This window comes from Enterobacter sp. 198 (assembly GCF_009025585.1).
Classification (GTDB): domain Bacteria; phylum Pseudomonadota; class Gammaproteobacteria; order Enterobacterales; family Enterobacteriaceae; genus Enterobacter; species Enterobacter ludwigii.
Window position 1 is genome coordinate 124,831 of the sequence record NZ_WCIM01000014.1, and the last position, 14,916, is coordinate 139,746.

Here is a 14,916-nt window from a genome sequence, read left to right on the forward strand (position 1 = left end):
CGCGAGATTATAGAGATCTGACGCACTAAAAACCAGTGTTTAGCGCCCGGAGCCTGAGTTTTTACATGCTTTATGCTACCAGCCACCGGAGAAAGTGGTATTCTCAGTTGCATCTCGCAAGCCTGTCTTGTGGTAACTATTAACCTGCTAACCCTGTGACCTGCAACTCGCTTTGCAGGGCATCGACAAGGAGACTTATCGTGTCTGAACTGTCTCAATTATCTCCACAGCCACTGTGGGATATTTTTGCCAAAATCTGTTCCATTCCCCACCCTTCCTACCATGAAGAACAGCTTGCCGAACATATTATGGGCTGGGCGAAGGAAAAAGGTCTGCATGCTGAACGCGACCAGGTTGGCAACATTCTGATCCGCAAACCGGCGACCGCAGGCATGGAAAACCGTAAACCGGTTGTGCTGCAGGCGCACCTGGACATGGTTCCACAGAAAAACAACGACACCGTTCACGACTTCACCAAAGACCCTATCCAGCCTTACATCGATGGCGACTGGGTGAAAGCGCGCGGCACGACCCTTGGTGCAGATAACGGCATTGGTATGGCGTCTGCTCTGGCCGTCCTGGCGGACGACAGCGTTGAACACGGTCCGCTGGAAGTGCTGCTGACCATGACGGAAGAAGCAGGCATGGACGGCGCGTTCGGTCTGCAGGCGAACTGGCTGCAGGCGGATATTCTGATCAACACCGACTCTGAAGAAGAGGGTGAGATCTACATGGGCTGCGCCGGCGGGATTGATTTCATCACGACCCTGCCACTGTCCCGCGAAGCGATCCCTGCTGGTTTCCAGACCTTCAAGCTGACGCTGAAAGGGCTGAAAGGCGGTCACTCCGGTGGTGATATTCACCTGGGTCTGGGCAACGCCAACAAACTGCTGGCACGCTTCCTGGCTGGCCACGCGGCTGAGCTGGATCTGCGTCTGGTGGATTTCAACGGCGGCACACTGCGCAATGCCATTCCGCGTGAAGCCTTCACGACCGTGGCAGTACCCGCTGCAAAAGCTGACGAGCTGAAAAAGCTTTCCAGCGTGTATCTGGATATCCTGAAAAACGAACTGTCAGCGAAAGAGAAGAACCTGACCGTGGTGCTGGAGTCCGTGACTACCGACAAAGCGGCGCTGACCTCCCCGTCTCGTGACGCCTTCGTTCAGCTGCTGAACGCGACGCCAAACGGCGTGATTCGTAATTCAGACGTCGCGAAAGGCGTGGTCGAAACCTCCCTGAACGTGGGCGTGGTCACCATGAGCGATGACAGCGCGGAGATCATCTGCCTGATCCGTTCGCTTATCGACAGCGGTAAAGAGTATGTGGTGAGCATGCTGGAGTCTCTGGGTAAACTGGCGGGTGCGCACACCTCCGCAAAAGGTAGCTACCCAGGCTGGCAGCCGGATGCCAGTTCGCCGGTGATGGCGCTGGTGCGTGAAACTTACCAGCGTCTGTTCAACAGTACCCCGAACATTCAGGTGATCCACGCTGGTCTGGAGTGTGGTCTGTTCAAGAAACCGTATCCGAACATGGACATGGTGTCTATCGGGCCAACCATTACCGGTCCGCACTCGCCGGATGAGCAGGTTCATATTGAAAGCGTGGGTCATTACTGGACTCTGCTGACTGAACTGCTGAAAGCGATCCCTGCTAAGTAATTCGCCGTATGATGCCCGGTAGCACGTTGCCTGCCGGGCTGACAAATCCGCCTGTTATAACCCCAATACCAGTTGCCGCTCCAGTTGCGGGTCCAGCAGCGTCACGTGTAACCCCACCAGCCTGACTCCCCGCCCTGCCCGCCGCTCTTCCCAGGCTTTTCTCGCAGTGGCGATAAGATCGTCTTTATTCAGTCGCGGCCAGACATGCTCCTGCGTCGTCTGCTGGAAATCGTTAAACTTCAGCTTAACGCCCTGACGGGCAATCAGCAGGTCGGGTTTTACTTTCGCTAACCGCCGCTCCAGTTCGGGATAAAGTTGGTCAGTGATAATGACTTCACACTCGGACCAGTCATGGATGTCTTCCATCAGCGTGCGTTCAACCCCGACCGATTTACGCAGCCGCTCGCTGCTCACGCTGCGCTCATCAATTCCCTGACTGCGCTCCCACAGCACGCGACCAAACTTACCGAAACGCTTAAGCAGCATGGCCAGATCGCTTCGCTGTACATCTTCACAGGTCCGTAATCCCATACTTTCCAGCTTTGCAGCAGACACTTTCCCCACGCCGGGGATTTTGCCGAGCGGCAGCGTTTTTAAAAACGCCGGAACCTCTTCCGGAGTGATGACGTACTGACCATCGGGTTTATTCAAATCAGACGCTATTTTGGCGAGAAATTTCACCGGTGCGACGCCCGCGGAAGCGGTCAGATTGAGCTCGTTGAAGATAGTCCGGCGGATCTCCTGCGCCATTAACGTTGCGGAGCCGTGGCAGTGCAGGCTGTCAGTGACATCCAGGTAGGCTTCGTCCAGCGACAGAGGTTCAATCAGCGAGGTATAGCGAGAGAAGATCTCGCGGATATGCAGGGAGGCTTCTTTGTAGGCTTCAAATCGGCCGGGCAACAGCGTGAGATGAGGGCACAGCTTTAGCGCCATGGCAGTTGGCATAGCGCTGCGCACGCCAAATTTGCGCGCAGGGTAGTTGGCGGTGCTGATCACACCGCGCTGGACACGGCTACCGCCAATCGCAATAGGTATATCCCGCAGCGCCGGATTGTCACGCATCTCCACTGCGGCAAAAAAGCAGTCCATATCGACATGGATTATTTTGCGCATAGTAAGCCCTCACTCATCACTGGATAAGTATACAGTAAAGAAATGAGAGTTGAGAAGTGTGTTTCCCCTCTCCTCCAGGAAGAGGGTAAACACCGGACTCACTACAGGATCCGCCGGGCCTCGCGCGCCATGCGTTTTTTACGGGCGTCGCAGGGTTCGGGGCAGTCGCACACTTTTTCCATCCCGAGCGCGGAGATACCACCACAGCTGCCCTGAATGCTTTTACGCTTTATGATCCAGCCCAGAGACATGCCGAGTACAACAAGCAAAAAAACCGCAAAAGTAGCCAGAAACGTCAGCATCATCACCCCCCGAAGTCATCCAGCAGGATGTTCTCATCTTCCACACCCAGATCTTTTAGCATCTTAATGACTGCAGCGTTCATCACTGGCGGCCCACACATGTAAAATTCGCAATCCTCTGGCGCAGGATGCTGCTTGAGGTAGTTTTCATAAAGCACGTTGTGGATGAACCCCGTGTGGCCGGTCCAGTTATCTTCCGGTTGCGGATCGGAGAGGGCCACATGGAAGGTAAAGTTTGGGTTTTCACGCGCCAGTTGCTCAAACTCATCATCATAAAACATCTCTCGCAGCGAGCGTGCCCCGTACCAGAAGCTGATTTTGCGCTTGCTCCCGAGGCGCTTGAGCTGGTCAAAAATGTGCGAACGCATCGGTGCCATGCCTGCGCCACCACCGATAAAGACCATTTCAGCCTCGGTCTCTTTAGCAAAGAACTCGCCAAACGGACCGGAGATGGTCACCTTATCACCCGGCTTCAGGGACCAGATATACGACGACATGACGCCTGGGGGTGCATCAGGCACACTCGGCGGCGGCGTGGCGATACGTACGTTGAGCATAATGATGCCCTTCTCGTCCGGGTAGTTGGCCATTGAGTAGGCGCGAAGCGTCGGTTCTTTAACGTCAGACACAAAACGGAAAAGATTGAATTTGTCCCAGTCGGCACGGTACTCATCCGGAACGTCGAAGTCCGTATACGCCACGGTGTGCTCCGGGCACTCAATCTGGATGTATCCCCCGGCCCGGAACGGAACATCTTCCCCTTCCGGCACGCGCAGCTTCAGCTCTTTAATGAAAGTCGCTTTGTTATCGTTAGAGATAACTTCGCACTCCCATTTTTTGACCCCGAAGATCTCTTCCGGCAGCTCAATTTTCATGTCCTGGCGCACCGCGACCTGGCAGGCCAGACGGCAGCCCTCTTTCGCCTCACGCTTCGTGATATGCGCCAGCTCAGTGGGCAGAATATCCCCGCCCCCCTCTTTCACCGTGACGCGGCACTGACCGCAGGAGCCACCGCCACCGCAGGCCGAGGAGACAAAGATCCCGTTGCCGGAGAGCGTATTGAGCAGTTTATCCCCCGCCGGCGTGCGGATCTGGTTTTGCGGCTCACCGTTGATATCAATCACCACGTCGCCGGAATTCACCAGCTTCGCGCGTGCCGCCAGAATCAGCCCTGACAACACCAGTACAATCAGCGTGAACATCACCACGCCAAGAATAATTTCCATCTGTTAGCCCTTATAGCTGCACACCGGAGAAGGACATAAAGCCCAGCGCCATCAGCCCGGTGGTGATAAAGGTGATCCCTAAGCCACGTAAACCCGCAGGCACATTGGCATATTTCATTTTTTCGCGGATCCCCGCCATGGTGACGATAGCCAGCATCCAGCCGATGCCGGAGCCGAAACCATACACAACGGATTCACTGAAGTTGTAATCACGCTGAACCATAAACGAGACGCCACCAAAGATGGCGCAGTTCACCGCGATCAACGGCAGAAAAATCCCCAGCGCGTTGTATAGCGACGGGAAATACCTGTCGAGGATCATCTCCAGGATTTGTACCAGCGCTGCAATCACACCGATAAAGGTGATGAAGTTCAGGAAGCTGAGATCGACACCGTCTACCAGCGCACCGTCGCGCAGCACAAAGTTGTACACCAGGTTGTTAATCGGTACAGATAAGCCGAGCACCACCGTGACCGCAACACCCAGACCAAACGCCGTCGATACCTTTTTGGAAACGGCAAGAAACGTACACATGCCCAGGAAAAACGCGAGTGCCATGTTTTCAACAAACACCGCGCGCACAAATAAACTCAGGTAATGAGCCATCGTCGGTTACTCCTTTTCCTGCTGTTCTGGCTTCAGGGTACGAATCAGCCAGATCAGCAAACCGATAATGAAAAATGCGCTTGGGGCCAGCAGGAAGAGTCCGTTTGGCAGATACCAGCCGCCGTTTTGTACCGTGTCCAGCACCGTGATGCCAAACAGCTTACCGCTGCCGATCAGCTCGCGCAGGAACCCAACGGTCAGCAGGATAACGCCGTAACCGAGACCGTTACCGATCCCGTCCATAAAGCTCGCCAGCGGAGGCATTTTCATTGCATAAGCTTCGGCACGCCCCATTACGATGCAGTTGGTGATAATCAGGCCGACAAACACCGAGAGCTGTTTTGACGTTTCATACGCGAAAGCGCGCAATAGCTGATCGACCACGATCACCAGCGACGCGATGATCGCCATCTGCACAATGATCCTCACGCTATTCGGGATGTGGTGGCGGATCATGGAGATAAACATGCTGGAAAATGCCGTCACCAGCGTGACCGCGACGGTCATGACCAGCGCGGTTTCCAGTTTTGTCGTGACCGCCAGCGCCGAACAGACTCCCAGGACCTGTAAGGTAATAGGGTTATTCGCCAGCAGCGGGCCAATGAGCACCTTTTTGACTTCTTTCAGTTCACCCGTATCAGCCATTGTTCAGCGCTCCTTCACGTACGTTTTTCAGGAAAGGACCAAAGCCCAGCTCGCCCATCCAGAAATCAAAACTGTGCTGCACCCCTTTTGACGTGAGCGTTGCCCCGGAAAGCCCGTCTACGGCATATTCGTCACCCGGACGCGCAGCCCCTTTCATCACCTTCAGGGCAGGCAGGCCGTTATCGTCTAGCACTTTCTTGCCGACAAACTGCGCGCGCCAGTTAGGGTTTTCAACCTCACCGCCGAGCCCCGGCGTTTCGCCCTGGTCATAATAGGTAATCCCTTTCACCGTGCGGCCATCCGTATCGAGTGCCACAAAGGCGTACATCATCGACCACAGCCCGTTACCGTATATCGGCAGCACGACCTCCTGCACCCGCTTCTGCTCATCGCGCACAAGGTAAATTTCGGCGAGGTTACTGCGACGCTTGATGCCAGCGGGATCTTGCGATGCCTCCAGCGTCAGGCTCATCTCAGGGTCTTTCAGTGCCAGCGCCTGGTTAAATTTCGTCGGGTCTTTATCCAGCAACTGGCCGGTTTTTAAATCCACCAGACGCGCCGAAATGCGCTCCGCGAAGAGTTCAGCCACGTCGTCTGTACTCATCCCTTCCTGAATTAACCCAGCCACAGCCAGGATGTTGCGTTGTTTATCCAGCGCACGCTGCTCCTGTTGCCGTGGTTTTAATCCCACGGCAGAGCCAGCCACGACAATGGAACAGACCAGGCAAAGGACCAGCACCACCAGCAGCGTTTTGCCGATGCTGTCGTTATTCTTGCTTTCAGCCACGCGCTTTCCTCCGCTTAATGTTGGCGCGCACGACCAGATAGTCGAAGAGCGGCGCAAACAGATTGGCAAACAGAATGGCCAACATCATCCCTTCCGGATAAGCCGGGTTGACCACGCGAATCAGGACACACATCGCACCAATGAGCACGCCATAGCTCCATTTACCTTTGTCGGTAAAGGACGCAGAGACAGGATCGGTAGCCATGAACATCATGCCGAAAGCGAACCCACCCAGCACCAGATGCCAGTACCAGGGCATGGAGAACATCGGGTTGGTGGCGGAACCGATGAAATTAAACATCGTGGCTGTTAACACCATGCCAATCATTACCCCTGCGACAATGCGCCACGACGCGACGCGTCCGAAGAGAATGATGGCGCCACCGAGTAAAATCATCAGCGTGGAAACTTCCCCAACAGAGCCAGGAATGTTGCCAATAAAGGCATCCAGCCAGGTCACGGGTTGACCCGTGGCGTTGTTAACCAGCGTTTCGCCCCCGTGCGCGGCCCACTGCGAAAGCGGCGTCGCACCCGAGAACCCATCCGCGGCCGTCCACACCAGGTCGCCCGAGATTTGCGCCGGATACGCAAAGAACAGGAAAGCTCGCCCGGCCAGTGCCGGGTTGAGGAAGTTGCGCCCGGTGCCACCGAAGATCTCCTTGGCAATCACCACGCCAAAACTGATCCCCAGTGCCGCCTGCCAAAGCGGCAGCGTTGGTGGAACAATCAGGGCAAACAGAATCGACGTCACGAAGAAGCCTTCGTTGATCTCATGTTTGCGAATGATGGCGAACAGCACTTCCCAGAAGCCCCCCACGATAAACACCGTGATGTAGATTGGCAGGAAGAATACGGCTCCCAGCGTCATCATGCTTATCCAGCCGGCATCGGCTGCAAAGCTGACCCCCAATGTCTGAGCCAGTCGGTAGTGCCAGTCCGACTGGATAACCTGAGCCAGCTGTGGGGCATCATATAAATGATGCAGCGCCGGAATGGTCTGCAGGCCAACGTTGTACATACCCCAGAACATGGCCGGGAAGACCGCAAACCAGACCAGAATCATCATTCGTTTGAGGTCGATAGCATCGCGGACGTGTGCCGCCCCTTTTGTGACCAGCCCCGGCGTGTAGAAAATGGTCGCCGTTGCTTCATACAGCGGGTAGTACTTCCTGAGCTTCCCGTGCGTAAAGTGCGGCTCTATTTTTTCAAAGAGGTGTTTTAAGCCCATCAGTTATCCTTCCTGCTCAATGCGGGTTAACACCTCGCGCAATACCGGTCCATATTCGTATTTTCCCGGACAGACATAGGTACAGAGCGCCAGATCTTCTTCGTCAAGCTCGAGGCACCCCAGCGCCTGGGCACTGTCGGTGTCGCCGGCCAGTAGATCGCGCAGTAGCAGAGTTGGCAGAATATCCAGCGGCATAACGCGCTCGTAGTTGCCAATCGGAACCATGGCGCGCTCTCCGCCGTGGGTGCTGGTCGAGAAATTAAAGAGTTTGCGACGCAGGAAGTGCCCAAGGGTAGTGCGGGTCACGGAATACTTCTCAGCGCCCGGCAGAACCCAGCCGAACAGCTCTTTCTCGCGACCTTCCAGAACCACACTGACCTGCAAGTGGAAGCGCCCAAGATACGCCTGCGCGCCATCCGCATGACGGCCACTGAGCACCGAGCCGGAAATCAGGCGGTTTTCACCCTCTTTCGTTTCACCGGCAAGCAGTTCATTAATGTCCGCACCCAGCAGCGTTTTCACCAGGCGTGGATTTGCTGCCTGTGGCCCGCCGAGGGCGATCACCCGTTCAGCGCACAGTTCACCGGTGGTAAAGAGCTTACCAATGGCAATCACGTCCTGATAATTCAGATGCCAGACCTGTTTCGTCAGGCTCACCGGCTCCAGGAAGTGGATATGCGTTCCGACTAACCCCGCCGGGTGCGGGCCTGCAAACGCATTAAACGTAACTTGCCCCTGCGGATGACCCCCGAGTTTGCCGCCGCCCGCCTGACAGACGTGGACCTTCCCCGAGGTCAGACGGGTTAACACGGTTAGCCCGGCATCAAACGCGTTACGCTGCGCCAGAATAATGGGCTCCGGGTCCGCGCTGAGCGGGTTGGTATCAATGGCAGTGACGAAAATAGCGGCCGGAAGCGTATCCGGAACAGGCGATTTGCTGAAAGGTCGCGTGCGAAACGCCGTCCACAAGCCGGACGCCAGCAGTTGTGCCTGAACGGCTTCCCGGCTCAGGGCGGCGAGGTCTGCTGCGTCGAAACGGGAAAACTCACGTTGTTCGTCGCCTTCAATACGGATAACCACCGACTGCAGGACGCGACGTTCACCGCGATTGATTGCCACCACGGTACCGCTCGCGGGGGCCGTAAACATTACGCCAGGATTTTTTTTGTCCTCGAAGAGCGCCTGTCCTTTAATGACGCGATCGCCTTCCTGCACCAGCATTGAGGGACGCATTCCCAGGTAGTCGTCGCCCAAAATGGCGACATGGCGGACACTTGCGCCAGGCGAAACGTGCGGCTCGGGCACGCCTGCAATCGGCAGATCAAGTCCTTTTCTGATTTTAAACATGTGGTTAGCAAGCTTCCATGAACTTCAATCCAGAGGGGGCGAAGTGTACCATTTTCGCTGTTTTTCGGGCACCAAAACCTCGGTTGCAGGCGCTAAAGTGCGAGGTATTACGCAAAGTTCCTGGAGCCAACGCGATTTTGATGGTTTATAAAGTAAAACTAATTTGTAAACTCACCGTCCGGCTCTTGCGAAAATCTATGGCGGTGCTAATGTGAGCGCACCTAACAGAATAATCTGATTTCGGGTCTCTTTTGCCGTCCTGGCAATTTGGTCTTAGTTTTATCAAGGAACTAGTAGTATGCGTAAAATCGCATTGTTCATTGCGATGCTCCTGATTCCGTGCGTATCGTTTGCCGGGCTGCTCAGCAGCAATAGCTCAACCACGCCGGTCAGCAAAGAATATAAACAGCAGTTAATGGGATCACCGGTTTATATTCAAATCTTCAAGGAAGAACGCACACTCGATCTGTTTGTAAAAATGGGCGAGACATATCAGCTGCTTGATAGTTACAAGATTTGTAACTACTCCGGTGGTCTGGGGCCAAAACAGCGTCAGGGCGATTTCAAAAGTCCGGAAGGGTTTTACAACGTTCAGCGTAGCCAGCTAAAACCTGACAGCCGCTTCTATAAAGCCATTAACATTGGCTTCCCGAACGCCTATGACCGTGCCCACGGTTATGAAGGCAAATACCTGATGATCCACGGTGCATGCGTGTCTATCGGCTGTTATGCGATGACCGATACCGGCATTGATGAGATTTTCCAGTTTGTCACCGGCGCACTGGTCTTTGGTCAGCCGAACGTTCAGGTCAGCATCTACCCGTTCCGCATGACCGATGCCAACATGGCGCGTCACAAGTACTCCTACTACGCGGATTTCTGGAAACAGCTGAAACCGGGTTACGACTACTTTGAGCAGACGCACAAGCCGCCGGTTGTCTCGGTTGTCGATGGCCGCTATGTGGTCAGCAAGCCGCTGAGCCACGAAGTCGTCCAGCCACAGCTGGCATCAAACTACTCGGTCCCCGAGACAAAATAAGACCCACTCGCCTGGCATAATCTTTTGCCAGGTTTCGTTGCCCGTCAGTGGCTGGGTCGCGATCACTGTGACCACATCATTCGGTGTGGTCTCTCGTTGAAAATCAATTTCCACATCCTGATCGAGCAGCTTGGCGACGCCAAACGGCGCGCGGCGCGTAATCCAGAACAGATTGGTCGAACAGAACGCCATCACATAACGCCCGTCAGACAGCAGCATGTTGAACACGCCCTTCTCACGCAGTTCTGATGCCAGCGACGCAATGTATTTGAAGACGGCGGTCATGTTGCCGGGCGTGCGCGGATAACGCTGCGTCAGCTTGTGCAGCAGCCAGCAAAACGCTTTTTCGCTGTCGGTCTCACCGACCGGACGGAAATTGCCCGTCTCCAGCGACTTATAGCCGGAGAGCTGGCCATTGTGCGCGTAGGTCCAGTGACGGCCCCACAGCTCGCGGGTGAACGGGTGGGTATTTTCCAGCGCCACTTCCCCACGGTTTGCCTGACGGATGTGGGCAATCACCGAGCGGGACTTAATGGGATAGTCCTGCACCAGTCTGGCAATCGGGGAATTAAAGCTGGGCTGGGGATCTTTGAATGTGCGACATCCTTTGCCTTCGTAGAAGGTAATGCCCCAGCCGTCTTTATGCGGCCCGGTGCCCCCGCCGCGCTGAACGAGCCCGGTGAAGCTAAAGCAGATATCGGTTGGCACATTGGCGCTCATCCCGAGCAATTCGCACATACATCACCTCCACAACAGCGGGGGCAATCATGCCCCCAGCGAAGTCTTACTTAACCATCTCTTTTTCGATCAGCTGGATCAGGATGTGGATCACTTTGATGTGAATTTCCTGAATGCGGTCAGCATAACCGAAGTGTGGAACACGGATTTCGATATCCGCCGTACCGTCCATCTTACCGCCATCTTTACCGGTCAGGGTGATGACTTTCATCCCTTTTTCACGCGCTGCGGCAATCGCTTTGATCACGTTAGCCGAGTTTCCGGACGTCGAAATACCCAGCAGCACGTCACCTTCACGGCCCACGGCTTCAACGTAGCGAGAGAAGATATAGTCATAACCAAAATCGTTACTGACGCAGGAAATGTGGCTCACATCGGAAATCGCAATCGCCGGGTAGCCCGGACGGTTTTCACGATAACGCCCGGTCAGCTCTTCTGCAAAGTGCATCGCATCACAGTGGGAACCACCGTTACCACAGGAGAGCACTTTACCGCCGGCTTTGAAACTGTCGGCCAGCAGGACCGCTGCGCGCTGAATAGCGTGAATATTGGCATCATCTTTCAGAAAGTTAGCCAGCGTTTCCGCCGCTTCGTTCAGTTCGTTACGAATAAGATCCTGGTACATGAGGATAATCCTTCAGTATTGATGAAATAACACAGTGGAGTGTACCGGATAGCGGGAAAAGCGAGAAGCTAAAGCCATGCGAATCGTCTGGCGTTTTGCGTTTTCGTGCCGGCTTAAACCTGAACAATGTGAACCAGGTTGTAATTATTTTGTAAACACATTGCTAAAGGAAATAACATCAACTACAACCATATCATCACAAGTGGTCAGACCTCCTACAAGCAAGGGAGCTTTTCTTTATGATGATTTTGAGCATTCTCGCAACCGTTGTTCTGCTCGGTGTGCTGTTCTATCACCGGGTGAGTTTATTCCTGAGCAGTCTGATTCTGCTGGCCTGGACGGCTGCGCTTGGCGTCGCTGGCCTGTGGAATATCTGGCTTTTAGTCCCGCTGGCTATCATTCTTCTGCCGTTTAACTTTACGCCGATGCGTAAATCGATGATCTCCGCGCCGGTGTTCAAAGGCTTCCGCAAAGTGATGCCGCCCATGTCGCGTACGGAGAAAGAAGCGATTGATGCCGGTACCACCTGGTGGGAAGGCGACCTGTTCCAGGGCAACCCGGACTGGAAAAAGCTGCACAACTATCCGCAACCGCGTCTGACCGCTGAAGAACAGGCCTTTATTGATGGTCCGGTGGAAGAAGCGTGCCGCATGGCAAATGACTTCGCGATTACCCATGAAATGGCGGACCTGCCGCCAGAACTGTGGGCGTATCTGAAAGAACACCGCTTCTTCGCGATGATCATTAAGAAAGAGTACGGCGGTCTGGAGTTCTCCGCTTACGCTCAGGCACGCGTCCTGCAAAAACTGGCAGGCGTTTCTGGGATCCTGGCGATCACCGTTGGCGTGCCGAACTCGTTAGGCCCGGGTGAACTGCTGCAACACTACGGTACTGAAGAGCAGAAAGATCACTACCTGCCGCGTCTGGCACGCGGCCAGGAAATTCCATGCTTCGCGCTGACCAGCCCGGAAGCGGGTTCCGATGCGGGTGCGATCCCGGATACCGGCGTCGTCTGCATGGGTGAATGGCAGGGCCAACAGGTGCTGGGTATGCGCCTGACCTGGAACAAACGTTATATTACGCTCGCCCCTATCGCGACCGTGCTGGGACTGGCCTTTAAGCTCTCCGATCCGGAAAAACTGCTGGGCGGTGAAGAAGATCTGGGCATTACCTGTGCGCTGATCCCAACCTCCACCCCAGGCGTTGAAATTGGTCGTCGCCACTTCCCGCTGAACGTACCGTTCCAGAACGGCCCAACCCGCGGCAAGGATATCTTTGTACCGATTGACTACATCATCGGTGGTCCAAAAATGGCCGGTCAGGGCTGGCGCATGCTGGTGGAATGTCTGTCGGTTGGCCGCGGTATTACCCTGCCGTCGAACTCGACCGGTGGTTTGAAATCTGTCGCGATGGGGATTGGTGCATACGCCCATATCCGCCGTCAGTTCAAAATCTCTATCGGCAAGATGGAAGGGATCGAAGAGCCGCTGGCACGTATCGCAGGCAACGCCTACGTGATGGATGCTGCCGCCTCCCTGATTACCTACGGCATTATGCTGGGCGAAAAACCGGCCGTGCTGTCAGCTATCGTGAAGTATCACTGTACCCACCGCGCACAGCAGTCAATCATTGATGCAATGGATATCGCGGGCGGTAAAGGCATCATGCTCGGCGAGGGTAACTTCCTGGCGCGCGGCTACCAGGGCGCACCGATTGCCATCACCGTTGAAGGGGCAAACATCCTGACCCGCAGCATGATGATCTTCGGCCAGGGGGCAATCCGTTGCCATCCTTATGTGCTGGAAGAGATGGCCGCCGCGCAGAATAACGACGTGGATGCCTTCGACAAGCTGCTGTTCAAACATATCGGTCACGTGGGCAGTAATAAAGTACGCAGCTTCTGGCTGGGTCTGACGCGCGGTCTTACCAGCACCACGCCAACCGGTGATGCGACCAAGCGTTATTACCAGCATCTTAACCGCCTGAGCGCCAACCTCGCTCTGCTGTCAGATGTTTCTATGGCGGTGCTGGGCGGTAGCCTGAAGCGTCGCGAGCGTATCTCTGCCCGTCTGGGTGATGTGCTGAGCCAAATCTTCCTGGCCTCTGCGGTCCTGAAACGCTACGACGATGAAGGCCGTCAGGAAGCCGATCTGCCGCTGGTTCACTGGGGTGTTCAGGATGCGATGTATCAGGCGGAACAGGCCATTGACGATCTGCTGGCGAACTTCCCGAACCGCTTTGTTGCAGGCGCCCTTCGCGTGGTGATCTTCCCGACCGGTCGTCATCATCTGGCCCCGTCTGACAAACTGGATCACAAAGTGGCGAAGATCCTGCAGGTACCGAGCGCAACCCGTTCCCGTATCGGCCGCGGTCAGTATCTGGCTCCCACGCCGCATAACCCGGTTGGTCTGCTGGAAGAAGCGCTGCTGGACGTGATGGCTGCCGATCCCATCCACCAGAAGATCTGCAAACAGCTGGGCAAAAACCTGCCGTTCACCCGCCTGGATGAACTGGCGAAACAGGCCCTGACGGGCGGGATCATCAACAATGATGAAGCCGCTCTGCTGGTGAAAGCCGAAGAGAGCCGTCTGCGCAGCATTAACGTGGATGATTTCGACCCGGATGAGCTGGCGACACAGCCGGTAAAGCTGCCGGAGAAGGTCCGCAAACCTGAAGCTGCATAACGCGTTTCGCTTCTACAAACCCCGCCACGCGCGGGGTTTTTTATTGCCACATTTTCTCTTTATGTCGTGCTACAGTGTCAAAAAGTGGTCGTTTGAGGAGTCTGAATTGTGCCTGGTCTGAAGATTTCGATTTTGCAGCAACCTTTAGTGTGGATGGACGGCCCTGCCAACCTGCGCCACTTTGATCGTCAACTGGAAGGCATTACCGGGCGTGATGTGATTGTCCTGCCGGAGATGTTCACTACCGGCTTCGCCATGGAAGCGGCGCAACAGTCAATGCCACAGCAAGAGGTGGTCGCCTGGATGCACGCCAAAGCACAGCAAACCAATGCGCTGATTGCCGGCAGCGCTGCGCTGCAAACCGAACGCGGGCCGGTCAACCGCTTCCTGCTGGTCGAGCCGGAAGGGAAAGTGCATTTCTATGATAAACGCCATCTGTTCCGCATGGCAGATGAACATCATCACTATGAAGCGGGTGATACACGCGTGGTGTTCGAATGGCGCGGCTGGCGTATTCTGCCGCTGGTTTGCTACGACCTGCGCTTCCCGGTGTGGTCACGCAACCGCAACGATTACGACCTGGCGCTGTATGTCGCCAACTGGCCTGCCCCGCGCTCCCTGCACTGGCAGTCGCTGCTGGTCGCACGCGCCATTGAAAACCAGGCGTATGTGGTCGGCTGTAACCGCGTGGGGACCGATGGCAATGGACATCATTATCGGGGGGATAGCCGGGTGGTGAACCCGCAGGGTGAAATTATTGCCACCGCCGAGCCGCATCAGGCAACGCGCATTGATGCTGAGTTGTCACTGACGGCCCTGAAGGAATATCGCGAGAAGTTTCCGGCCTGGCAGGATGCGGATCCGTTTAGCATTGGATAACGGTTTCCCCTCCCTCTCACAGGAAGAGGGAGGGGACA

Annotated in this window: 14 protein-coding genes; 4 read left to right on the forward strand and 10 right to left on the reverse strand. The window is 55.4% G+C overall.

The genetic code is table 11. From position 1 onward, the window contains the following. Nucleotides 1–200: 200 nt before the first annotated feature. Nucleotides 201–1,658, forward strand: a complete 1,458-nt coding sequence (gene pepD, locus F8561_RS06690; protein WP_032677472.1) for a cytosol nonspecific dipeptidase — start codon at nucleotides 201–203, stop codon at nucleotides 1,656–1,658. Between the two features lie 54 nt (nucleotides 1,659–1,712). On the opposite strand, the gene dinB is transcribed toward pepD, so the two are convergent. The 8 genes from dinB to F8561_RS06730 all read right to left on the reverse strand — a co-directional run bounded on the left by dinB (nucleotide 1,713) and on the right by F8561_RS06730 (nucleotide 8,913). Next, nucleotides 1,713–2,771: a DNA polymerase IV gene (gene dinB / locus F8561_RS06695; RefSeq protein WP_014168765.1), complete on the reverse strand. Its 1,059-nt coding sequence runs from the start codon at nucleotides 2,769–2,771 to the stop codon at nucleotides 1,713–1,715. A 101-nt stretch (nucleotides 2,772–2,872) separates the two neighbouring features. After that, on the reverse strand, nucleotides 2,873–3,076 hold the full coding sequence (gene nqrM, locus F8561_RS06700; RefSeq protein ID WP_020882787.1) for a (Na+)-NQR maturation NqrM: 204 nt from the start codon (nucleotides 3,074–3,076) through the stop codon (nucleotides 2,873–2,875). After that, nucleotides 3,076–4,299 (reverse strand): NADH:ubiquinone reductase (Na(+)-transporting) subunit F, encoded by a 1,224-nt coding sequence (gene nqrF / locus F8561_RS06705; RefSeq protein ID WP_086532901.1) that lies wholly within the window; start codon nucleotides 4,297–4,299, stop codon nucleotides 3,076–3,078. The genes nqrM and nqrF overlap by 1 nt, the downstream gene beginning before the upstream one ends. 10 nt (nucleotides 4,300–4,309) lie before the next feature. Continuing rightward, a complete protein-coding gene (gene nqrE, locus F8561_RS06710) occupies nucleotides 4,310–4,906 on the reverse strand; it encodes an NADH:ubiquinone reductase (Na(+)-transporting) subunit E (protein ID WP_014168762.1) in 597 nt (198 codons plus the stop codon). Between the two features lie 6 nt (nucleotides 4,907–4,912). After that, the gene (locus tag F8561_RS06715) at nucleotides 4,913–5,551 is read right to left on the reverse strand and encodes an NADH:ubiquinone reductase (Na(+)-transporting) subunit D (protein WP_014168761.1); all 639 of its coding nucleotides are present in this window, start codon (nucleotides 5,549–5,551) and stop codon (nucleotides 4,913–4,915) included. After that, nucleotides 5,544–6,338, reverse strand: a complete 795-nt coding sequence (locus F8561_RS06720) for a Na(+)-translocating NADH-quinone reductase subunit C (protein ID WP_151887264.1) — start codon at nucleotides 6,336–6,338, stop codon at nucleotides 5,544–5,546. The genes F8561_RS06715 and F8561_RS06720 overlap by 8 nt, the downstream gene beginning before the upstream one ends. After that, complete coding sequence (locus F8561_RS06725; RefSeq protein WP_020882790.1) at nucleotides 6,331–7,566, reverse strand: NADH:ubiquinone reductase (Na(+)-transporting) subunit B; 1,236 nt, start codon at nucleotides 7,564–7,566, stop codon at nucleotides 6,331–6,333. The genes F8561_RS06720 and F8561_RS06725 overlap by 8 nt, the downstream gene beginning before the upstream one ends. Nucleotides 7,567–7,569: 3 nt before the next feature. Beyond that, nucleotides 7,570–8,913, reverse strand: coding sequence for a Na(+)-translocating NADH-quinone reductase subunit A (locus tag F8561_RS06730; RefSeq protein WP_020882791.1), 1,344 nt, complete (start codon nucleotides 8,911–8,913; stop codon nucleotides 7,570–7,572). 298 nt (nucleotides 8,914–9,211) lie between these two features. On the opposite strand from F8561_RS06730, the gene dpaA reads away from it, so the two are divergent. Further along, the gene (gene dpaA / locus F8561_RS06735) at nucleotides 9,212–9,952 is read left to right on the forward strand and encodes a peptidoglycan meso-diaminopimelic acid protein amidase (protein ID WP_014168757.1); all 741 of its coding nucleotides are present in this window, start codon (nucleotides 9,212–9,214) and stop codon (nucleotides 9,950–9,952) included. On the opposite strand, the gene F8561_RS06740 is transcribed toward dpaA, so the two are convergent. After that, the gene (locus F8561_RS06740; RefSeq protein ID WP_014168756.1) at nucleotides 9,923–10,690 is read right to left on the reverse strand and encodes a class II glutamine amidotransferase; all 768 of its coding nucleotides are present in this window, start codon (nucleotides 10,688–10,690) and stop codon (nucleotides 9,923–9,925) included. The two genes, dpaA and F8561_RS06740, sit on opposite strands and share 30 nt — an antisense overlap. A gap of 46 nt (nucleotides 10,691–10,736) precedes the next feature. Then, complete coding sequence (lpcA, locus tag F8561_RS06745) at nucleotides 10,737–11,315, reverse strand: D-sedoheptulose 7-phosphate isomerase (protein ID WP_014168755.1); 579 nt, start codon at nucleotides 11,313–11,315, stop codon at nucleotides 10,737–10,739. Between the two features lie 239 nt (nucleotides 11,316–11,554). Here lpcA and fadE point away from each other — a divergent pair, with 239 nt between their 5' ends. Continuing rightward, complete coding sequence (fadE, locus tag F8561_RS06750) at nucleotides 11,555–13,999, forward strand: acyl-CoA dehydrogenase FadE (RefSeq protein ID WP_025205109.1); 2,445 nt, start codon at nucleotides 11,555–11,557, stop codon at nucleotides 13,997–13,999. A gap of 108 nt (nucleotides 14,000–14,107) precedes the next feature. Then, nucleotides 14,108–14,878, forward strand: a complete 771-nt coding sequence (locus tag F8561_RS06755) for an amidohydrolase (protein ID WP_151887265.1) — start codon at nucleotides 14,108–14,110, stop codon at nucleotides 14,876–14,878. The last annotated feature ends 38 nt before the right edge of the window (nucleotides 14,879–14,916 follow it).